Annotated in this window: 18 protein-coding genes; all 18 read left to right on the top strand. The window is 40.7% G+C overall.

What is annotated here, in order from left to right; genetic code table 11:
- Window positions 1-46 precede the first annotated feature (46 nt).
- A complete protein-coding gene (locus tag MHB58_RS05380; protein WP_008403218.1) occupies window positions 47-1,087 on the top strand; it encodes an aspartate-semialdehyde dehydrogenase in 1,041 nt (346 codons plus the stop codon).
- A 17-nt stretch (window positions 1,088-1,104) separates the two neighbouring features.
- Window positions 1,105-2,016 carry a 4-hydroxy-tetrahydrodipicolinate synthase gene (gene dapA / locus MHB58_RS05385; protein ID WP_014824457.1) on the top strand — a complete coding sequence of 304 codons (912 nt, stop codon included), beginning with the start codon at window positions 1,105-1,107 and terminating at the stop codon, window positions 2,014-2,016.
- A 326-nt stretch (window positions 2,017-2,342) separates the two neighbouring features.
- Window positions 2,343-4,010: a ribonuclease J gene (locus MHB58_RS05390; RefSeq protein WP_008403216.1), complete on the top strand. Its 1,668-nt coding sequence runs from the start codon at window positions 2,343-2,345 to the stop codon at window positions 4,008-4,010.
- 331 nt (window positions 4,011-4,341) lie between these two features.
- Entirely contained in the window at window positions 4,342-6,633 is a 2,292-nt protein-coding gene (locus tag MHB58_RS05395; RefSeq protein WP_340734808.1) for an FtsK/SpoIIIE family DNA translocase, read from the top strand.
- A 199-nt stretch (window positions 6,634-6,832) separates the two neighbouring features.
- Window positions 6,833-7,561, top strand: a complete 729-nt coding sequence (locus MHB58_RS05400; RefSeq protein ID WP_014824455.1) for a GntR family transcriptional regulator — start codon at window positions 6,833-6,835, stop codon at window positions 7,559-7,561.
- 61 nt (window positions 7,562-7,622) lie between these two features.
- Window positions 7,623-8,735 carry a BMP family lipoprotein gene (locus MHB58_RS05405; RefSeq protein WP_008403211.1) on the top strand — a complete coding sequence of 371 codons (1,113 nt, stop codon included), beginning with the start codon at window positions 7,623-7,625 and terminating at the stop codon, window positions 8,733-8,735.
- 258 nt (window positions 8,736-8,993) lie between these two features.
- Window positions 8,994-10,535, top strand: a complete 1,542-nt coding sequence (locus MHB58_RS05410; protein WP_340734809.1) for an ABC transporter ATP-binding protein — start codon at window positions 8,994-8,996, stop codon at window positions 10,533-10,535.
- A complete protein-coding gene (locus tag MHB58_RS05415) occupies window positions 10,535-11,584 on the top strand; it encodes an ABC transporter permease (RefSeq protein WP_340734810.1) in 1,050 nt (349 codons plus the stop codon). The genes MHB58_RS05410 and MHB58_RS05415 overlap by 1 nt, the downstream gene beginning before the upstream one ends.
- A gap of 1 nt (window position 11,585) precedes the next feature.
- Entirely contained in the window at window positions 11,586-12,545 is a 960-nt protein-coding gene (locus MHB58_RS05420) for an ABC transporter permease (RefSeq protein WP_340734811.1), read from the top strand.
- Between the two features lie 1,027 nt (window positions 12,546-13,572).
- Entirely contained in the window at window positions 13,573-14,835 is a 1,263-nt protein-coding gene (yfmF, locus tag MHB58_RS05425; RefSeq protein ID WP_340734812.1) for an EF-P 5-aminopentanol modification-associated protein YfmF, read from the top strand.
- Window positions 14,836-14,838: 3 nt separating this feature from the next.
- Entirely contained in the window at window positions 14,839-16,143 is a 1,305-nt protein-coding gene (gene yfmH, locus MHB58_RS05430) for an EF-P 5-aminopentanol modification-associated protein YfmH (protein WP_340734813.1), read from the top strand.
- A complete protein-coding gene (ymfI, locus tag MHB58_RS05435; RefSeq protein ID WP_340734814.1) occupies window positions 16,140-16,868 on the top strand; it encodes an elongation factor P 5-aminopentanone reductase in 729 nt (242 codons plus the stop codon). The genes yfmH and ymfI overlap by 4 nt, the downstream gene beginning before the upstream one ends.
- 47 nt (window positions 16,869-16,915) lie before the next feature.
- The gene (locus MHB58_RS05440; protein ID WP_008403201.1) at window positions 16,916-17,173 is read left to right on the top strand and encodes a DUF3243 domain-containing protein; all 258 of its coding nucleotides are present in this window, start codon (window positions 16,916-16,918) and stop codon (window positions 17,171-17,173) included.
- Between the two features lie 267 nt (window positions 17,174-17,440).
- Window positions 17,441-18,229, top strand: coding sequence for a DUF3388 domain-containing protein (locus MHB58_RS05445; RefSeq protein WP_008403200.1), 789 nt, complete (start codon window positions 17,441-17,443; stop codon window positions 18,227-18,229).
- Between the two features lie 54 nt (window positions 18,230-18,283).
- Window positions 18,284-19,186 (top strand): helix-turn-helix domain-containing protein, encoded by a 903-nt coding sequence (locus MHB58_RS05450; protein WP_340734815.1) that lies wholly within the window; start codon window positions 18,284-18,286, stop codon window positions 19,184-19,186.
- 46 nt (window positions 19,187-19,232) lie between these two features.
- Complete coding sequence (gene pgsA, locus MHB58_RS05455; RefSeq protein ID WP_340734816.1) at window positions 19,233-19,811, top strand: CDP-diacylglycerol--glycerol-3-phosphate 3-phosphatidyltransferase; 579 nt, start codon at window positions 19,233-19,235, stop codon at window positions 19,809-19,811.
- Between the two features lie 304 nt (window positions 19,812-20,115).
- Entirely contained in the window at window positions 20,116-21,375 is a 1,260-nt protein-coding gene (locus MHB58_RS05460; protein ID WP_340734817.1) for a competence/damage-inducible protein A, read from the top strand.
- A gap of 166 nt (window positions 21,376-21,541) precedes the next feature.
- On the top strand, window positions 21,542-22,618 hold the full coding sequence (gene recA / locus MHB58_RS05465; protein WP_065216392.1) for a recombinase RecA: 1,077 nt from the start codon (window positions 21,542-21,544) through the stop codon (window positions 22,616-22,618).
- Window positions 22,619-23,124: the final 506 nt, after the last annotated feature.

The raw sequence follows: 23,124 nt of genomic DNA on the forward strand, positions 1-23,124 counted from the left end.
ATATCCAACATTATATACATACCGATAATTTTAGGAGAGATGAGACATGACAAAGAAATTGAATGTTGCCGTAGTTGGGGCAACAGGAGCTGTTGGTTCAAAAATGATGGAGAAGCTGATTGAGCGCAAATTTCCAATTGCATCTATCAAGTTTTTAGCTTCTGCTCGTTCAGCGGGAAAACAAATTGAATTTAATGGTGAAAACTATACGATAGAAGAAGCGAAACCGGAAAGCTTTGAAGGGATCGATCTAGCATTATTTTCAGCAGGCGGGGCTGTATCAGAAGTATTGGCACCTGAAGCAGCAAAGCGTGGAGCGATTGTGATTGATAACACAAGCCATTTCCGTATGGATCCAGAGGTACCGCTTGTTGTACCGGAAGTAAATCGCCATGCATTAAAAACGATTCCAAAAGGGATTATCGCAAATCCAAACTGTTCGACAATTCAAATGGTTGCAGCATTACAGCCAATCCGTGAAAAGTTCGGTCTAACAAAAGTTGTCGTATCGACATATCAAGCGGTATCCGGTTCTGGTGTGGCAGCAATTGAAGAGCTGCGTGAGCAAAGTGCACAGTGGGATGCAGGTAAAAACGTTGAAGCGAAAGTTTTGCCGGTAAAATCAGATAAAAAACATTATCCAATCGCACGTAACGTCATTCCGCAAATCGATAAATTTACGGACAATGGCTTTACATATGAAGAAATGAAAATGATCAATGAAACGAAAAAAATTATGGAAGCACCTGAGCTGAAAGTCGCTGCAACATGTGTACGTGTTCCGGTTGTTTCCGGCCACTCAGAATCGGTTTATATCGAACTTGAGCAAGAAGCAACAGTACAGCAAATTTTTGACGCATTAACGGATGCGCCGGGTATAGTTCTGCAAGATGACATTCGCGAACAGCTTTACCCGATGCCAATTTTTGCGGAAAATGAAGAACCGACATATGTTGGACGTATTCGCCAAGATTTAGACAACAAAAAAGGATTCCACTTATGGATTGTGTCAGATAATTTATTAAAAGGGGCTGCACTCAACTCAATTCAAATTGCAGAAGCTATGCTAGAGGATCACTTACTATAAGGGGAGGATTATTAGTTATGGATTTCGGACGTATTGGTACAGCGATGATTACACCGTTTAAAAAAGACGGTACGATTAATTATCCTGAGTTAGAACGTATCATTGATCATTTAATTGAAAATGGTACAGATTCAATTATTGCTTGTGGAACAACTTCGGAAAACCCGACAATGTCAACTGAGGAAAAAATCGAGGTCGTGCGCTTTACAGTTGAAAAAGTGGCAGGACGCATCCCTGTTATCGCAGGTACAGGTGATAACGAAACAGCTTACTCGATTATGATGACTCATAAAGCAGAGGAAAATGGGGCAAACGGAATCATGCTCGTAACTCCATATTATAATAAGCCAAACCAGCGCGGCATGTATGCCCACTTTAAAACAATCGCAAAAGAAACGAAACTCCCTGTCATGCTATATAATGTCCCTGGTCGTACAGGTGCCAACATTTTAGCGGAAACAACGATTGCGATCAGCAAAGACGTACCGAATATTACATGCATTAAAGAAGCAAGCGGTAACCTGGATCAGATGGGCGACATCATTGAAAATGTCGATTCGGATTTCCATGTGTACTCAGGTGATGACGGGTTAACATTGCCACTTCTTGCAATCGGCGGTCGCGGTATTATTTCTGTCGCTTCACATGTTGTAGGAAAAGATATGCAGCAAATGGTTCGCGCATTTGAAGAAGGCCGTCATCAGGAGGCTGCAAAAATTCACCGTGCATTACTGCCGCTCGTTCGTGCGCTGTTTGCACAACCGAATCCATCACCAATTAAATATGCGATGACAAAACTAGGCTTTGATACGCTTGATGTACGGATGCCAATGATGGAAATGCTACCGGAAGAAAAGGCAGCATTTGATGAAATTTGGGATACGTATCAGGAAAAAGCAAAAGGTTTCCGCGCATTACAAGTAAACTAACACATACACAGTCACTCCTTCCGATGAGAAGCGGGTGACTGTTTTTTTTATTTTAGCGAAATGAGGATTATAGAGGATGAACTGAGAATTATTCATAACTAACTGAGGATAATGCGTCAATGCTTGAGGAATATCCGTCACCAGCTGAGGATTACACAGTTTAAACTGAGGATTAAAATTTCCGCGCCAAGTAAAACGGCTGCGATTTTAATTTGCCCGGCATAACGTAAAAAAAGAAAATCACTTTTTTATTTGTACTAACGTCATTCTCACCGTATAATGAACTTTAAGTGGTTGCTGTTCGGAACAATTTAGGAGGAAATAAAGTGACAAAATCAAAAAATGAACTAATCCGTGTCATTCCATTAGGTGGAGTTGGCGAAATCGGAAAATCAATGTATGTAATAGAAATCGATGAAGAGCTTTTCGTAGTAGACAGTGGGCTCATGTTCCCAGAAGACGAAATGCTTGGAATTGATATCGTCATTCCAGATATCACGTATTTAGAGGAAAATAAAGATCGCGTAAAAGGTATTTTCCTGACACATGGACATGAAGATGCAATTGGATCGATTGCGTATGTATTAAAGAAAATTAAAGCACCGGTATACGGTTCGAAGTTAACGATCGCATTGGCGAAGGAGCATTTAAAAGAATTGCCTGCACCTTACCAAGTGAAATTCTTTGAAGTATCGAGCAATAGTCGCATGAACTTCAATTCTACTTATGTGACATTCTTCCATACAACACATAGTATTCCAGATTCATTAGGTATCGTGTTCCATACTTCGGAAGGCGCTATCGTTCACACGGGTGAATTTAAATTTGACCAGTCGGCAACAGGCAAGTTCAAGCCGGATTTGGCAAAGATGGCGATGCTCGGTGAAGAAGGCGTATTCATGCTTTTATCAGAATCAATGGAAGCAGAACGTCCAGGATATACAACAAGTGAAGCAGTTATTGCAGAAGAATTGCAAAAAACGTTCCATTCGGCACCAGGTCGAATTATCGTAGCATTATATGCATCTAACTTTATTCGTATTCAGCAAGTGTTTAGACAAGCTGCCGCATCGCACCGTAAAGTCGCGGTAGTCGGAAAATCGTTAGAAAAAATGGTCGATATCGGTGTGAACCTAGGCTACTTGGAAATCGATGAATCAACACTTGTACCAGTAAACGAAATTCATAAATATCATGATGACGAAATTATTATTATGGCTACGGGCAACAAAGGTGAACCACTAGATGCATTAGATAAAATTGTGCGTAAACACCACCGTGACATTAAAATCAGAAATACAGATACAGTCCTGATTACATTTACACCATCACCAAGCATGGAAGTGCAAATGTATAACACGATGAACCAATTGGCAAAAGCGGGCGCACATGTCATGACTTCGAACAAGAAAGTCCACGTTTCAGGTCACGGCAGCGCGGAAGATTTAAAACTGATGCTGAACTTTATGAAGCCGAAATACTTTATCCCGGTTCAAGGGGAGTACCGCATGTTAATTGCGCACTCGAAACTTGCACAACAAGTAGGTCTGCAAAAATCACAAATCTTCATTGCAGATAAAGGCGATATTGTTGAATACAAAAACGGCAAAGTGCGTATGACAGGTCGTGTACAGGCAGGGAATGTACTGATCGACGGAATCGGTGTAGGCGATGTAGGGAATATTGTACTGCGCGACCGTAAACTGCTTTCTCAAGATGGTATCTTCATTGTCGTTGTGACATTGAACCGTGCACAGAAGAAAATTGCTTCAGGTCCCGAAATATTATCGCGCGGATTCGTTTACGTTCGTGAATCAGAACAGTTAATGGAAGAAGCATCTGAAATCGCACGCGAAGTGATCGAGAAATATGTCGGCAAAGAAACGTTCGAATGGACAAACATTAAGCAAGAAATTCGCGACACACTAAATCAATATTTATTCCAAAAAACAAAACGTCGTCCAATGATTATTCCAATCATTATGGAGTACTAATTTGAAGGGGAGACATATCATTGCTCCCTTATCTAATAATCAAAAAGGGTTTTCTTACATTAAGCGTGAGAAAGCCCTTTTTCTAACTAAATTTCCGGAGTCGAGATGTTCTTTATAGAGTTGAAATTAGCGAGAGCTGGATAAAGACAGTAAAACCTGAAGATTACGTGAAAAAAACTGATTTTTCGGTACATAGCGGTAAAACTATTTTAATTCAGCACAAACTAAGTTATCGCTTACGCTTAAATAACACATCAACATAATTCGGAAGCCTATATTGCAACTTTGGCGTCTAACAATATGGAACAATTTTTAAGTAGGTGAACAACGATTGGATAAAAAGAAAAGTAGTAAGTCAAAAGCAAAAGCAAAGCCGACGCTAAAGCCAAAAACAAAAGAAGAGATGCATCCGCTCGCATATGAAATTATCGGATTGCTGCTCATCGCATTAGCCATTATCGAATTTCTGGAGTTCGGACTTGTTGGACGAATGCTCCATTCAATTGCCATGTTTTTCTTCGGCAATTTACATTTTATCATTCCGTTATTATGCTTCTTAATCGCAGGGATGTTAATGGTTAAACGCCGGGGTGTCGCATTCAATACCCGTGTCGTATACGGTGTGCTGTTTGTCGGGGCAAGCTTGACAATTTTCAGTCATAGTTTGTTATTCGAACAAATGCATGCAACGAATACATTGTTGTCCAATTCCGTATTAAAGGAAACTTGGAGAATTCTCATCAGTACGGACGGAATCGTAAACCGCAGCAATGCGCTCGGCGGGGGGATGATCGGTGGATTATTATTCAGCCTGTTCCACGTTTTATTTGATGCTTCGGGAGCTAAAATTGCCGCATTTGTATTATTGGCAATCGGAATTATTTTAATTACCGGAAAAGCGCTCGTGCCAATATTAGTGGAGAAAGCCCCGAAACTTAAGGGAAAGTTCAAAAGGACGAAACGCAGCACAAGAAGTAAGCCGCAACCTGAAACGAAAGAGAAGCAGCGTCGTTCTAAAACCGAACCGATTATTGAAGAGGAAGCGGCTGATTTGGAAGACCTGATTATTACAACGCCAGCACCACATCATGAACCGATCATTTCAAATTTTGTGGAGCAGGTAAAACAGGAAAAGCAAAAGGGTAGCGAAATTGAGGTAGAAGAAAAAATAAGTGAGCCGATCATGGCTGTAACTTCCGAAACGGACCAAACTTACATTTTACCGTCCATGCAGCAACTGAATCCACCACCAGAACATGATCAAAGCGGTGAATATTCGGTCATTCAAATGAATGCAAAAAAACTGGAACAAACGTTTTTAAGCTTCGGTGTAAAAGCGAAAGTGACACAGGTTCATTTAGGTCCTGCAGTTACAAAATATGAAGTCATGCCGGACACAGGTGTAAAAGTGAGTAAAATTGTCAGCCTTCAAGATGATTTGGCACTTGCCCTAGCAGCAAAAGATATTCGTATTGAAGCTCCAATTCCAGGTAAGTCGGCTGTCGGGATTGAAGTACCGAACAGTGAAGTAGCTGTCGTAACATTACGTGAAGTGCTTGAAGCAAATGAGCAGGTGAAAGTCGGGGCCAAGTTGCTGGTAAGTTTGGGACGCGATGTAACAGGCCAGGCGATTGCGGCTGAGCTTAACAAAATGCCCCACTTATTGGTCGCTGGTTCAACCGGCAGCGGTAAAAGTGTATGTATCAATGGCATTATTGTGTCACTATTAATGCGCGCAAAACCAAGTGAAGTGAAAATGATGATGATCGATCCGAAAATGGTGGAGCTAAGTGTATATAATGGTATTCCGCATTTACTGGCACCGGTTGTAACAGATCCGCGTAAAGCGGCACAGGCTTTACAAAAAGTTGTGTCGGAAATGGAACGACGCTACGATCTATTTTCACATTCCGGTACAAGGAATATTGAAGGATATAACGAATATATCGATATAAGCAATGAAGAGGCAATGGAGAAACAACCGAAGCTTCCCTACATTGTCGTAATTGTCGACGAGTTGGCGGACTTAATGATGGTTGCGTCAAGTGAAGTGGAGGATGCGATTACACGGCTTGCCCAAATGGCGCGTGCAGCAGGGATTCACCTCATTATCGCGACACAAAGACCGTCTGTTGATGTTATTACCGGCATCATCAAAGCAAATATTCCTTCCCGTATTGCATTTGCCGTGTCATCTGCAGTCGATTCCCGCACCATTTTGGATATGGGTGGGGCAGAGCGACTACTTGGCCGCGGCGATATGCTGTATTTACCGGCAGGAGCATCCAAACCAGTCCGTGTGCAAGGTGCATTTGTAAGTGATCATGAAGTGGAACGAATTATTAACAGTGTCATTGAACAGCAAAAAGCACAATATGAGGAGGCGATGATTCCGACAGATGAACCGATTGTTGATGTGATGGATGAAACGGATGACTTGTATGACGATGCAGTTCAGCTCGTACTGGAAATGCAAACAGCTTCCGTATCTTTACTGCAGCGCCGATTTAGAATCGGGTATTCACGTGCAGCCCGAATTGTCGATCAAATGGAACAACGCGGTGTCGTCGGACCACCTGAAGGCAGTAAACCGCGTCAAGTTCTAGGGAATCGATTTAACTAGAAAACCTTGACATTATCGGACTTTTCGGAATATATTCTTTTCTATAAGTTTTGAAATAAATTCGCTAATTTTTCACATTAACGTAACACATTTAAAGAAATATGTTTTCTTTTTTCGTTTAAAGTGTTATATTATTCACGAATTAGTAGGAATGTTGTACATCAGATGTCTGATCTCTATGTTATGGTGGTGATACTAATTGACAATTAAAGCAGATCATCGTCATTTATACTTACAAGTTATTGATCGTTTGAAGTCAGATATAGATAAAGGGACCTATCGTGAGAACGAAAAATTACCCTCAGAATTCGAACTTTCAAAGACATTAGGTGTAAGTCGTGCAACGCTTCGTGAAGCACTGCGACTGTTGGAAGAAGAAAACATTATTGTCCGTCGTCATGGTGTTGGTACATTCGTCAATCCAAAGCCGGTCTTTACGTCAGGTATTGAACATTTATCGAGTGTATCATCTATGATTGAAAATGCTGGTATGAATCCAGGCACAATCTTCATCAGTGCGAAGGAAGAAAAAGCCACGGAAGATGATGTGGAACGTTTCCAAGCTGACATTGATGACAATGTTATCACGATTGAACGTGTAAGAACGGCAGACAATGAACCGGTCGTCTACTGTGTGGACAAAGTACCGGCAAATTTACTGCCAAAAGAATTTATAAGTAATCAAAACGTTTCTATTTTCTCGGCTTTAGAGCAAACCGGATCCATCCGTGTCGCATATGCAGTGACATATATCGATCCTGTAGGCTTCCACGATGAAGTATCACCGATATTGAAATGTGGGCCGGAAACAGCATTGCTTGTATTAAAGCAACTTCACTATGATGAAAATGATCGTGTTGTTCTTTATTCAAAAAATTATTTCAGAGCTGACAAATTCAGCTTCCATGTAGTACGTAAACGGGTGTAGAACAATAATTTCTATTATTTAATTCCTGCTAATATCAATTACCTTTGAGGGGGACTCATTAATGAAAAAGCGTAAATTTGGTTTATTAATTTCTTCTGTAGTAGCAACTGGTGCAATTTTGGCAGCATGCGGAACTGACGATGAGGGCACTGATTCAAAAGACACTTCTAAAAACGATTCTACTTCTGGTTCTGAAACAAGCACAGACGCTGGTTCTGGCGATTTCTCAATCGCAATGGTAACAGACGTTGGTGGTGTAGACGACAAATCATTCAACCAATCAGCTTGGGAAGGTGTTCAACAGTTCGGTGCTGACAACGGTCTTTCTAAAGGTGAAGGTGGTTTCGACTACTTACAATCTCAATCAGATGCTGACTACAACACAAACTTAAACAACTTATTACGTCGTGACTTCGATTTAGTATTCGGTGTTGGTTTCATGATGGGTGATGCAATTGAAGAAATCGCTAATGACAATCCAGATGCACAGTTGGCATTAATCGATGCTGAAGTTGAAGCTGACAACGTAGCAAACATCCTGTTCAAAGAACAAGAAGGTGCTTTCTTAGCTGGTGTTGTTGCTGCTTCAATGTCTGAATCAGGCAAAATCGGTTTCGTAGGCGGCGTTGATATTCCAGTAATTAACCGCTTCCACGCTGGTTTCATCGAAGGTGCAAAAGCTGTTAACCCGGATATCGAAATTCAAGTAAACTACACAGGTGTGTTCGATGATGCATCTAAAGGTAAAATTGCTGCGAACTCAATGTACTCTTCTGGCGTAGACATTATTTTCCATGCTGCTGGTGGTACTGGTAACGGTGTATTCTCAGAAGCAAAAGAGCGTAAAGCAAAAGACAAAGATGCTAACGTATGGGTAATCGGTGTTGACGCTGACCAATATGCAGAAGGTCAAGTGGATGACTCTACAAACATCACTTTAACTTCTATGTTAAAAGGTGTTAACAACGCAGTAGTGGATATCGCTACAAAAGCGAAAAACGGTGAGTTCCCAGGCGGTGAAACAACTGTTTACGGTTTAGCTGAAGACGGTGTTGGCTTAGCAGATTCTCGTGGTGCAATTCCTCAAGAAGTATTAGATAAAGTAGAAGAATATAAAGAGAAGATTGCTTCTGGCGAAATTAAAGTTTCAGAAGAAAAACCGAAAGATAAATAATAATTCTTAATGGTAATCATCATAGGGGAATTATTCCCTATGATGATTTTCTAATGTGAACGCGCGTTTTAAAAATTCAGTAAATTTAGTATTGATAGAAATGTAAGCGTTATATTTTCATAGAATGGTAAGAAAAAGACCTATTTAGTGTTGAATTCGTCTGAAAATTGATAGATGAAAGATTTTACCAAAAATCTTTCATGTGTTAATTTTATAAAAATAATTTTAAAAGATAAATAGCCTAAGGGAGTGAGTCTATTGGAATACGTGATTGAAATGCTAGGAATCCGTAAAGAGTTCGGTAATTTCGTAGCAAACAACAATATCACCCTCCAGTTAAAAAAAGGCGAAATTCATGCACTACTAGGAGAAAACGGTGCAGGTAAATCGACTTTAATGAATGTACTTTTCGGTCTATATCAACCAGAAGCCGGAGAAATTAAAGTACGCGGAGAATCAGTAAAAATTACAGATCCAAACAAAGCAAATGATTTAGGAATCGGAATGGTCCACCAGCACTTTATGCTTGTGGAGAACTTTACGGTTACGGAAAATATCATTTTAGGTAGCGAACCTACGAAACTAGGAGCTATCAACATTAAAGATGCCGCAAAAGACATCGCTGCATTATCGAAGAAATACAATCTGGATGTGGATCCATATGCGAAAATTGAAGATATTTCTGTCGGAATGCAACAACGTGTAGAAATTTTGAAAACGTTATACCGTGGTGCGGAAATCCTTATTTTTGACGAGCCCACTGCATCATTAACACCGCAAGAGATTACGGAATTAATGGCGATTTTAAAACTTCTGATCAAAGAAGGCAAATCGATCATTATCATTACGCATAAGCTAAAAGAAATTATGGAAGTATCTGACCGTGTAACGATTATCCGTAAAGGTGAAGGGGTTGGAACAGTCGTAACGAACGAAACAAACCCGGATCAGCTTGCGGAATTAATGGTAGGCCGACAAGTAGAATTCAAAACAGAAAAAGGGGAAGCAAACCCTACTGAAGAAATCTTCAAAATCGAAAATCTTGTTGTAACGGATTACCGGGATGTCGAAAAAGTAAAAGGATTGAATTTATCGATTCGTCGTGGTGAAATCGTTGGTATTGCAGGGATTGACGGAAATGGTCAATCAGAATTAATCGAAGCAATTACAGGGCTTCGTAAAATTAAGAGCGGTAATGTTACTTTAGGCGGCAAAGATATTACAGGTTTAAAACCGCGTGAAATTACGGAAACAGGGGTAGGACATATTCCTCAGGACCGTCACAAACACGGGCTTGTCCTGGATTTCCCTATTGGGCACAATATCGCACTACAAACTTACTATAAATCGCCAATTTCAAAAGGCACAATCATGGATTATAAGAAAATTAACGAAAAAGCACGTAAAATTATTGAAGAGTATGATGTTCGTACAGGTCAAGGCGAAATGACGCCTGCACGTGCACTTTCAGGCGGTAACCAGCAAAAAGCAATTATCGGCCGTGAAGTTGACCGTGATCCGGATCTGCTGATTGCAGCACTTCCTACTCGTGGATTGGACGTTGGGGCAATTGAATTTATCCACTCTCGTTTAATCGAGCAACGTGATAAAGGAAAAGCCGTATTATTAATTTCGTTTGAATTAGATGAAGTAATGAATGTTTCTGACCGCATTGCCGTTATTTATGACGGAACAATCGTCGATACGGTTTATCCGAAAGAAACATCTGAACAAGAGCTGGGCTTATTAATGGCCGGTGAAAAACGTAAAGCAAAGGCAGTTAAGGAGGGGAACGAATAATGTCAAATCGAGTTGTGAATCTGCTCGTTCCACTCATCTCGGTAGTTTTAGGATTACTCGTTGGCGGAATCATTATGGTTGTCAGCGGCTATGATGCAATCGATGGGTATACTGCCCTATGGAATGGTATTTTCGGAGATTCTTATTCTATCGGTAATACAATTCGCCAAATTACACCGTATATTTTAGCAGGTCTTGCGGTAGCATTCGCCTTCCGTACAGGATTATTCAACATCGGTGTTGAAGGTCAGCTATTAATGGGCTGGCTTGCAGCGGCATATGTCGGATATGCAATTGAAGGATTACCACGTATTATCCACTTGCCATTAGCATTACTAGCGGCTGCGGCAGCTGGTGCATTCTGGGCATTTATCGTCGGTTTCCTGAAAGCAAAACTTCAAGTACACGAAGTAATTGCGTCGATTATGTTAAACTACACAGCATTATATTTAACAAATGCTGCGATTAAATCATTATCAGACGGCGGTTTCAAAACGCCGACAGTATTAGAGTCCGCTACATTACGTAATCAGTGGTTACGTGACATTACAGATAATTCAAGTCTTCACTTAGGGATTATCGTTGCGCTGATCATGGTTGTTGTTATGTGGTTCATTTTAGAAAAAACAACGCGCGGTTATGAGTTAAAAGCAGTAGGGTTCAATAAAAACGCTGCAGAATATGCAGGTATGAACGTAAACCGCAACATCATTTTAGCGATGACAATTTCCGGTGTATTCGCCGGTCTTGGCGGTGCGATGGAAGCATTGGGAACATACCAGAACGCATCGATTAAAGCAGCAGCTTCAGGTATCGGATTCGACGGGATTGCCGTAGCATTACTTGGTGCAAACAATCCAATCGGTGTATTCTTCGGAGCTTCATTATTCGGTTCCCTGAAATACGGTTCTTTAAACATGCCGAATGAAGCTGGAATTCCGGAAGAAATCGTATCAATCATTATCGCAGTAATTATTTTATTCGTAGCATCAGGCTATATTTTACGTGTTGGTTTACAGAAATTAGGAAAGAAAAAGGAGGGCAAGTAACATGAGCTTTTTAGAAGTGTTATACTTTATCGTCCCTTCTGCCCTTTTATACGCAACACCGCTTATTTTAACAGGTATCGGGGCTCTATTCTCGGAGCGTGCAGGGGTAATCGGTCTTGGTGTTGAAGGGTTAATGATTGTCGGTGCATTTACAGGTATTTATATAAACCTTGAATACTATGCTGATTTTGGGAAAAACGTCATTTGGCTGGCTTTATTGGCAGCGTTGTTGGCAGGGGCAATTTTCTCGTTGATTATTGCCGTTGCAGCCGTAACATTCCGTGCAGACCAAACTGTTACAGGTGTTGCCCTGAACATGCTTGCTGCAGCGATTACAGTATTCTTGGTAAAATTAATTTACGGTAAAGGTCAAACAGACATGGTTTCAGCGCCATTACAACGTTTTGAAATACCGTATTTATCCGATATACCGTTTTTAGGACCGCTTTTGTTCCAAAATGTATACTCTACAACAATTATCGCATTGGTTGTTGCGGTAGGAGCATGGTTTGTTCTTTACAAAATGCCATTCGGTTTACGTATTCGATCAGTAGGAGAACATCCAATGGCAGCGGATACGATGGGGATTAACGTAGCAAAAATGCGTTATATCGGCGTTATGATTTCCGGTGCATTAGCAGGTGTTGGTGGTGCTTCATTGGCTATGACATCATCTGGTGATTTCTCTGGCTCTACAGTAGCAGGACAAGGTTTCATCGCTATTGCCGCAATGATCTTCGGTAAATGGCATCCACTTGGTACACTAGGTGCTGCACTATTCTTCGGATTAGCACAAACATTAAGTATCGGTGGCGGGAACATCCCGTACATTCAGCAGATCCCACCAGTAATCCTGCAAGTCCTGCCATACGTACTGACAATCCTGGCATTAGCAGGTTTCGTAGGAAAAGCAGTAGCACCAAAAGCATCAGGCGTTCCATACATTAAAGGAAAACGCTAATTATAAAACCGTCTGTACAAAGTGGATTTGTACAGGCGGTTTTTTTATGTTGAATAAGTGTGGGCACTGAATTTAATAGCCAAATTGCTGGAGAAAGTAGAACTGATTGAAGAGAAAGTGGAAAGTTTTGCGGCTGAAGTGGAAACTTTTCATGTAAAAGTAGAACGGATTTCTAAAAACTAGAAAAACCGAATTTTATTAGCCCAGTTGCTGTAGAAAGTAGAATGTTTTGAATAGAAAGTAGAAGGTTCTGCGATTAAAGTGGAAACTATTTCTGCAAAAGTAGGACAGTTCGCCTGAAAAGTAGAAAGCTGAAATTTATTAGCCAAGTCACGTGGGAAAGTAGAAGGTAATGAAGAAATAGTAGAAAGGCCTGCGACTAAAGTGGAAGCTATTTATAGAAAAGTAGAACTGCGCACTCGAAAAGAAGAAAGCCAGGGTTTTATTAGCTAAGTTGCATAAGAAAGTGGAACATCCTAAAAAGAAAGTAGAATTTTTTACAGCGAAAGTGAAAGCTATTCATATAAAGTGGAAATGCCCCTCTGGAAAATAGAAAACGCGAATTTAATTAGCCAAGTTGAATTGAACCGCGAACTTATTGAAGAGAAAGGCAATAAAATTCAACAAACCTTTACCCAAATTAAATAAGAAGCCCTGTTCACATACAAAACCATAGTTGTGCGGAGTGGAGGGTCCGACTCCTAGGGGATTAAGCGTGCGCGGAAAATCCACTTGATGTATGCCGCCGTAGAGGCATACATCAAGTTAGTTGGAGCCACGCCCCCAGGAAAGCGTGCCCTGCAACGCAGTACAACGGACTCCATTAAGAAACGCAGAAAGCGTCTAGAAATTGTATTAAAAAAAGAAATATTTTTAATTTTTAACCGTTGATATTTTTCATTCATAAATGTCACGAATTAGGGAACACTTAGTACGGATAATAACTTTGCACAAATCAAGGCAACACATGTATAGTAGAGAAGAAGCATTTATATTTATATTCACGAGGTAGTCAGGAGGAGTTTTTTTGTTTTTAACAACCGAAATTGCGAAAGGTGTTTCGCTTCATATACGACAAACCGCCCAATTCAAAACGGTGAACTTTTCGATCAAATGGAGAGCACCATTAAATGAAGAAACAGCGGCACAGCGTACAGTATTATCGAATGTCCTGCAGCACAGCAACGAAAAATTTCCAACATCGGCAAGTTACCGCAGCTATTTAGATGACCTTTTTGGCACAGTATTGTATTTTGACACAGCAAAGCGCGGTCAAGAGCATACTGTACTATTAAATGTCGAAACAGTAAACGACCAGTATTTATCGCATGGCAATGTATTAAATGAAGTAATCGATCTGATTCATGAAGCGATCTTCAAACCGAACTTCGAAAACGGTGTATTTAAAGAATCAATTGTCAACCGCGAAAAAGAGATGGTCATCCAACGTATCCAATCCATTTTCGATGACAAATCGCGCTATGCACAAAAACGTTTAACGGAAATTATCCGTCCAAACAGCGCAGCATCATTTTCTGCAAACGGAAACATCGAAGCCGTAAAAGAAATTACACCACAATCATTAACAAAAACATATGAAGATATGCTAGCAAATGATGTCATTGATATTTACGTTGTCGGCGATATTAATATCGAAGAAATGACGCAGCAGCTAAAAGCAGCATTCCCGTTTGCTGACCGCGATGCACATCAGACAACAAAAGAAGATACAACTCCTGCAAACATTGAACCGTACACAAAAGAAACGCAGGAAATGAAACAAGGGAAACTGCATATCGGCTACTCGACACCTGTACGATTTGGCGATAAAGATTTCCCAATCATGCAAATTTTCAACGGTATCTTTGGCGGATATGCTCATTCAAAATTATTTATGAATGTCCGTGAAAAAGAAAGTTTAGCTTATTATGCATCAAGTTCTTACGCTTCTCAATACGGATTATTGTTTGTCGTGTCAGGTATTGAGCCGGCAAATGAAGAAAAGGCACGCCAACTAATTGCAGATCAGTTAAAAGTGATGCAAAACGGAGAAATTACCGATTTAGAATTGGCGCAAACGAAGGCGATGCTTATTAACCAGTTAAAAGAAGCATTGGATTCACCTCGTGGCCAAATCGAAATTTTTGACCAATACAAAGCATTAGACGAACCGTTTAATTTGGATACGTGGACTGCACGCTGGCAATCTGTGTCAAAAGAAGACGTGCAAAAAGTGGCACAGGATATTAAATTAGAAGCAACGTATTTCTTATGCGGTAAGGGGGAGTAATCCATGGAAACAATTGAATTCCAGCAACTAGATGAAACATTATATTACAAGCAGCTAAACAATGGATTAGACGTATACATTTTGCCGAAAAAAGGCTTTTCAAAAACATTTGTGACATTCACAACAAAGTATGGTTCGATTGACCGTACATTCGTACCGATTGGAGAAACAGAACCGGTTACTGTTCCGGACGGGATTGCCCACTTTTTAGAGCATAAAATGTTCGAAAAAGAAGACGGGGATGTATTCCAAAAGTTCAGTGAAGTCGGTGCGCAGGCGAATGCGTTTACATCATTTACCCGCACAGCATATCTGTTCTCTGCAACAGACCATATTTATAAAAGTACAGAAACATTATTGAATTTCGTACAGGAGCCGTACTTCACAGAAGAAACGGTGAATAAAGAAAAAGGCATTATCGGACAGGAAATTACGATGTACGATGACCAGCCGGATTGGCGTTTATATTTTGGCGCGATCGAAAACATGTATCATAACCACCCGGTGAAAATTGATATTGCCGGCACGATCGAGTCAATTGACGGAATTACGGCCGAGCATTTATATACGTGCTACAACACGTTTTACCATCCATCAAATATGCTGTTGTTCGTAATCGGTGCTGTAGATCCTGTTAAAATGATGGCATTTATTGAAGACAACCAAAACAAAAAGACGTTCCAGAAGCCGACAGATTTAAAACGTTTGTTTGATGAAGAACCAACAAATGTGGCAGAAAAAGAGCGCGTGCTTCATATGGATGTCCAAAAACCTAAAGTGTATGTTGGTTTAAAGGCGAAGCAGGTTGATTTAAGCGGCGAAGAAATGCTGAAGCATGAGCTTGCTGTTCAGATCGGCGTTGAATGTTTATTCGGCCGCGCTTCATCGTTCTATACAGATGTATATGAAAACGGCTTAATTGACGAATCATACGGCTATGATTTCTCATTGGAAAATGGCTACGGTTTTGCACTGATCGGCTCTGATTCGGAGCAGCCGGAGCAGCTTGCCAAATTGATTAAAGAGAAGCTTGCACAATCAGAACAGGAGAACTTATTCACTTCTGAAGATGTAGAACGTATTAAACGTAAAAAAATCGGTTTCTTCCTGCGCGCATTGAATTCGATTGAATTTATCGCCAACCAGTTTACACGTTATAAATTTAACGACATGAACTTATTTGATGTGGTACCAGTGCTGGAGACGATTACAGTCGAAGATATCGTCAATGCATTTAAGACGATTCAAGGTGAAGAGCAACAAACGGTGTTTACTATCATGCCGGTTAGCGGGCGCGATCAAAAATGAAGAAGTTTGCATTAGTTTGCGGTGCTTCCGGTGCGATTGGGCAAGCGATTTGCCAGCAGTTAGCACAGGATGGCTGGTCACTCTATCTGCATTATCACACAGGGCATACTGTCATTGACAGTATGCTTCAAACGTTTACCGAAAACTTTCCGAATCAGGAGTTTATACCAGTAAAAGCAGATTTCAGCAGTGACACCGGGGCGGAGCAAATCGCCGCCCAAATTTATTCTTTACAGGCGATCGTTTATGCGAACGGCCATGCATATTATGATTTGCTGGAAAACACACCAGCCGCGGAAATGACCAAACTTTGGCACGTCCATGTACAAAATCCGATGCGAACAACCGCACTGCTCGCGGGCAAATTACGAGCGAACAAAGTCAGCTATGTGCTTGTCATCGGTTCAATCTGGGGTGATGTCGGAGCAGCGGGCGAAGTAGCCTACTCAGCTGTAAAAGGCGCTCAGCACAGTTTCGTAAAAGCATACTCGCAGGAAGCGGCGTTTAGCGGCATTCGTGTTAATGTGATTGCACCTGGAATTATTAATACGAAGATGAATGCAAAGTTTGATGCCGAGGAGCGCGAAATGATCGAAAGTCAAATTCCTTTACAATCTTTTGGTGAAGCGCTCGATATCGCGAATATGGCGGCTTTTTATTTAAGCGGACGTGCAGATTACGTGACAGGGCAAATAATTCGAGTTAATGGCGGTTGGTACATATAATTTCCTGATATCCGCACATACTAATTGTGCGAGAGGAGGGAAAGCAAATGGGACTTTTACAAAACTGGGAACAATGGACAAGCTTCTTAGGTAAACAAGTATCTGATGCAAAAGAAAGCGGCATGCCTAATAAAATGATTGAGAAGGCCGCAGTTCAGATTGGTGAATATCTTGCGAAAAACGTTGACCCACAAAACGAGCAAGAGCGTGTGTTATCAGACTTATGGTCTGTTGCCGAAAAGGACGAAAAGCAAGCAATTGCAAGCTGTATTATGAAGCTCGTTCAAAATAAGCCACAACACTAATCGGCTATACGAAAAAATGTCACTCACTGCATAAGTGAGCGGCATTTTTTTCGGTTTACATATTTGCATGATTTACTAATCGAACCAATCTCCAACTATAAATGCATGATTGTCCAACATTGTTACTTCCAGAACGTGTTTTTTTAAAAATTATTTGAAGAAAACTAACAAAAACGTGGCTTTCTAACTTTTCAATAGGTAGAAAATCCGCTATGATGGAACTTGTAAGAAATAAATACGTTTCTATTATGAGGGGACAGATACAAAATGGGCGAATGGTATTTTGAATATGAAATTCAAGTGAATCGACCAGGTTTATTAGGAGATATTGCATCGCTGTTAGGAATGCTTCGCGTTAATATTGTCTCGATTAACGGTGTGGATGAGGAGCATCGCGGAATGCTGTTATCTACAGAAAACGAAGAATCTATCCAGCGTTTTATTTCAATCGTCTCAACAATGGAAAATATTAATGTAACAAGATTTCGTGAGCCAAAGCTGCGTGATCGGTTGGCTGTTCGGCATGGGCATTATATACCGAAAGATGCGGATGAAAAAAATACATTCCGGTTCGTACGTGACGAATTAGGAATTTTAGTTGATTTTATGGCCGAATTATTTAAAAAGGAAGGGCATAAATTAATTGGGATCCGTGGAATGCCGCGTGTAGGAAAAACAGAGTCAATCGTTGCCGCAAGTGTGTGCGCGAATAAAAAATGGATTTTCATTTCTTCTACTATGATTAAACAAACCGTCCGGAATACGTTAATGGGCGATGAGTTTAATGGGAATAATATTTTTATAATGGACGGTGCCGTCACACGTCGCTCGACGGATGAACGCCACCAGCAGTTAGTTCGGGAAATCATGGGTATGCCGACGATTAAAGTCATTGAGCATCCAGATCTGTTCGTACAGCATTCATCATATAAAATAGAAGATTTTGACTATATTATCGAATTGCGCCATGAGCCGGATGAAGAAATAACATATGAAATTATTGAAAAGAATAATATGTTATCAAGTACAGACCATTTTGGCGGATTTGATTTTTAGTAAATATGAGGGTACATAGTATGTGCTCCCATTATTTGAATATATTAAAAGTAGGTGTTTTTTTTGACGGAACTAGGAGCTCGCTTGAAAGAAGCGAGATTAGCTAGAGGTTATAGTTTAGATGATTTACAAAACATCACAAAAATCCAAAAACGTTATTTAATAGGAATCGAAGAAGGCAACTATACTATTATGCCTGGTTCTTTCTATGTACGTGCCTTCATTAAGCAATATGCAGAGGCAGTTGGATTAGATGCGGATGAAGTATTGACTGAGTATCGAAAAGATATTCCGGAAATGCAAAAAGAAGAGGTCGCGCAATCATTCACACAAAGTCCGAGTCGCCGCAATATGAAAGCGACATCGAGCAATAAAATGAATGAAGCAATGCCGAAGTTGATCGTCGCATTGTTTGCGATTGTCATTATTGTCGTGATTACAACTCTATACATCCAAAAAACGGGCAGTACCCCGGATGGAGCAGAAGAGGATATTGAACCGATTGAATACGAACAAAATCCTAATTCAACACCAACAAAACCTGTTGAAGACAGCGAAGAAAACACAGATGCAGACACAGAAGAAAACAATGAGCCTGAAGAACCTGTCACAGAAGAGCCTGAAGCAGCTCAAACAATCAGTGAAGGTGTTGTACAAGGTGAAGATACAACGTTTGAAGTATCGGGAACAGACAGCCTGAATATCCGTGTTGAAGTAGCAGGTGATACATGGGTTGGTATTCGTAATGAAAACCGCCAAGAGCAAGTAAATGCACGTGTCTACAAAGCTGGAGAAGTAGTAGAACATGATTCAACGGCAAACGGTTATGCACGTATTCGCTTAGGAAACTCAAAAGTGGCAAAAGTTTACGTAAATGATGTAGAATTAGCTTACGCACAAGATATGGTTTCTCAAAACGTGATTTTAAAGTTAGTGAATGAAGGACAAGGAGAGTAGTCATCTTAAAAGATGGCTCTTTTCTTTAGACGAAAGGTGTTAGCAAATGAACATACCAAATAAGATTACAGTCTCGCGCATTTTATTGATCCCATTATTTATGATTGTAATGATGTTTGATTTCGGTTGGGGGAATATGACGCTGTTTGGCGCGGAAATGCAAGTGAACTATTTTGTCGGGGCACTTATTTTTATTTTCGCTTCAGCAACGGACTGGGTAGATGGCTACTATGCCCGCAAATATAATTTAGTGACGAACTTAGGGAAATTTTTGGATCCGCTTGCAGATAAGCTGCTCGTTTCCGCTGCCTTTATTTTATTGGTGGAAATCGACTTGGCACCTGCGTGGATTGTCATTATCATTATTTCGCGTGAGTTCGCGGTAACGGGACTTCGACTGATTTTAGCAGGACAAGGGGAAGTCGTAGCGGCAAACCAGCTTGGTAAAATTAAAACTTGGGCCCAAATCGTGGCGATTTCTGCATTAATTTTACACAATACGATTTTTACATTAGTTGGCATACCTTTTGATATGATTATGCTTTATGTAGCATTGTTCTTTACAGTATGGTCTGGATGGGATTATTTCTATATAAACCGTCGTGCATTATTGGATTCAAAATAAATAAAATTTCTAAAACTAGGTTAGAATTTCTTTTAGGATAGGTAATAGTAATAAGTATCCATAAAAGACATAACAGTTGCCCGTGCATTTTGGACGGCGCTGTTTTTCTAATCTAGTTTTCTTTATTTTTACAGCAGTTGACAAAACAACTGCTGTAAAAAAGCCTCTGGCAGATGTCACAGATTTTTTAAAGGAATGGAAGTCAGCCAAAAAACGTCGCGTCGTGCGACAATGGCTGACTGACCCACATCCTGTGTGCCTGCAATTACGCCAAGGCAAAATTGATCTATAGGGGGTTTTAGGAATGAATGCAGAAATTATAGCGGTAGGATCGGAATTATTATTAGGACAAATCGCCAACACGAATGCGAAATTTATTTCGAGCCAGCTTTCGGAACTTGGCATTAATGTTTATTATCATACAGTTGTAGGAGATAACGAGGCGCGGCTACTAGAGGCGATTAAAATTGCGGAACAGCGCGCGGATGTAATTATTTTCTCAGGCGGTTTAGGTCCGACAAAGGATGATCTGACGAAGGAAGCGATTGCGAAGCATTTGAATCGTACGTTAGTGTTTGATGAAACGGCGCTGTTTGCGATTGAGGAATTTTTTTCGAAGCAAAGACGACCGATGACGGAAAACAACCGGAAACAGGCGCTAGTACTGGATGGCTGCGATGTCTTGTTGAACCAGCATGGGATGGCACCGGGTATGTTTTTGGAGGAAAATGACCGTATTTATATTTTACTGCCGGGTCCGCCAAAAGAACTTGAGCCGATGTTCCAATATGAAACGAAGCCAAAACTTGCGGCACTTTTACATGACGGCGGGGTAATTTTATCGCATGTACTACGTTTTTACGGGATCGGTGAAGCAGATCTGGAAACCCGTATACAGGGTATTTTGGAGGAACAGACAAATCCTACAGTTGCCCCGCTTGCTTCAGATGGTGAAGTAACATTGCGCATTACGGCAAAAGCGCAAAACGAACAACAGGCATTCCGTCTGATCGAGTTAAAGAAACGTGAAATTCTCGATATCGTCGGAGAATACTATTATGGCGTAAATGATGAATCATTAGGATTTAAACTTGTGCAAATGCTTCTTGAAAATGAACTGACAGTTTCCGCTGCCGAAAGTTTAACGGCCGGTCTGTTCCAGTCGGAGCTGGCAGAAATTCCGGGTGTTGGATCTGCATTAATCGGCGGTGTTGTGACGTATACGAAAGAAGCGAAAATTAAGCACCTCGGTGTTTCTGGTGAATTGCTTGATGAATACGGCATCGTCAGCAGTGAATGTGCAGCGGCAATGGCAACACAAGTCCGTGAAAAGTTCGGTACAGATATCGGCGTTGGGCTGACGGGCGTAGCAGGACCGGGTGATCATGACGGACAGCCTGCAGGATCAATCTGGGTTGGCATTAAGATCGGTGACACAGAACCGCTCACGTACCGACTGCAATTAACTGGTTCAAGAAATACGAACCGAATCCGCGCAGTGAAGTTTACGTTCAGCTATTTAATGAGAGAATTAGCGAATCAAGGTTACAAAAAGCTGATTTAGTTGTCGTTTTCTTTTGATAAAGACGATTTGATCAGTGATTTAAAGCCATTTAGAAACATTCAAAGAAAAAGCGAAAATATGTTCGCTTTTTTCTTGAATGTTATCTCATTAGCAAGTATAATAGAGACATAAGTTAAATAAAGCTTTTTCTTAAGGAGGAAATAGTTTGAGCGATCGTAAAGCAGCATTAGATATGGCGTTAAAACAAATAGAAAAACAATTCGGTAAAGGTTCTGTCATGAAACTGGGTGAAAACTCAAACCGTCATATGGAGACAACTTCATCAGGCTCTATCGCAATTGATGCAGCATTAGGTATAGGCGGCTACCCGCGCGGACGTATTGTAGAAGTTTACGGACCGGAATCATCTGGTAAAACAACAGTTACATTACATGCCATCGCGGAAATTCAGGCAAACGGCGGTACAGCAGCATTTATCGATGCTGAACACGCACTTGACCCGGTATATGCACAAAAATTAGGCGTTAATATTGACGAATTATTATTATCACAGCCGGATACAGGTGAACAAGCACTTGAAATCGCGGAAGCATTAGTACGTTCTGGCGCGATTGATATTATCGTAATCGACTCTGTAGCAGCATTAGTGCCAAAAGCCGAGATCGAGGGCGAAATGGGTGACTCGCACATGGGTCTCCAAGCGCGTTTAATGTCACAGGCATTACGTAAATTATCAGGTGTTATTAACAAATCGAATACGCTTGCTATTTTCATCAACCAAGTTCGTGAAAAAATCGGTGTTATGTTCGGTAACCCGGAAACAACAACAGGTGGACGTGCCCTTAAATTCTACTCTTCTATCCGTTTAGAAGTACGTCGCGGTGAAGCGATTAAGCAAGGTACAGAAATTATCGGGAACAAAACGAAAATTAAAGTCGTAAAAAATAAAGTAGCACCACCATTCCGTACAGCGGAAGTGGATATTATGTACGGCGAAGGGATTTCAAAAGAAGGCGAAATCGTCGACATCGGTGCAGAACTGGACATCATCCAAAAGAGCGGTTCTTGGTATTCATACAACAGCGAACGAATCGGCCAAGGTCGTGAAAATGTAAAACAATTCTTCAAAGAAAACCCTGCAATCAAAGAAGAAGTGACAGAAAAAATCCGTCAACACTTCGGTATCGGCGAACTAGGCTACACAATCGGCGCCAACGATACAACTGCAGAAGAAGAACTGGACGAACTAGAACTATTCGAAGACGAAAAAGATAAAGAATAATGTTACAGACCCAAGCGAAGAAGTTTGCTTGGGTTTTTGTTTTGTGGGGGAAGGGCGGTTTTATAGCTAAGGTGGGGCGGTTTTGGTTGAAGTACCTGTTAGGTCAGTGGAGCGTTGGAGTTTATTAGAACAAATATAGGTTTTATTAGACGATCTTTGAGTGTTATTAGAAAATGGGACTGACGTAGCTGACTTTGATTGTTTTTTTCTAGGTAAAACCGGTGGGAAAAATAAAGCGGGGACTTTTATTAGAACAAATGTTTGCTATATTAGAAAATTTCCACCTCATATTAGAAGATTCGAAGAGGATATTTGAAAATCGGTTCGACATATTTGAAGAAGTGCAGAATATATTAGAAAATCCCAAGTTTATTAGAACAAATAAAAATATATTAGAACATTTAGAACTATATTAGAACTTCCCGTCGCCTGGCAGCCCGTAAATCGCGTTAATCGGATTCTTTATAGAAAAGATTGGTAACCTGCCATCCCAATCCGGACTAATT

Source organism: Solibacillus sp. FSL K6-1554 (assembly GCF_038005185.1).
Taxonomy (GTDB): domain Bacteria; phylum Bacillota; class Bacilli; order Bacillales_A; family Planococcaceae; genus Solibacillus; species Solibacillus silvestris.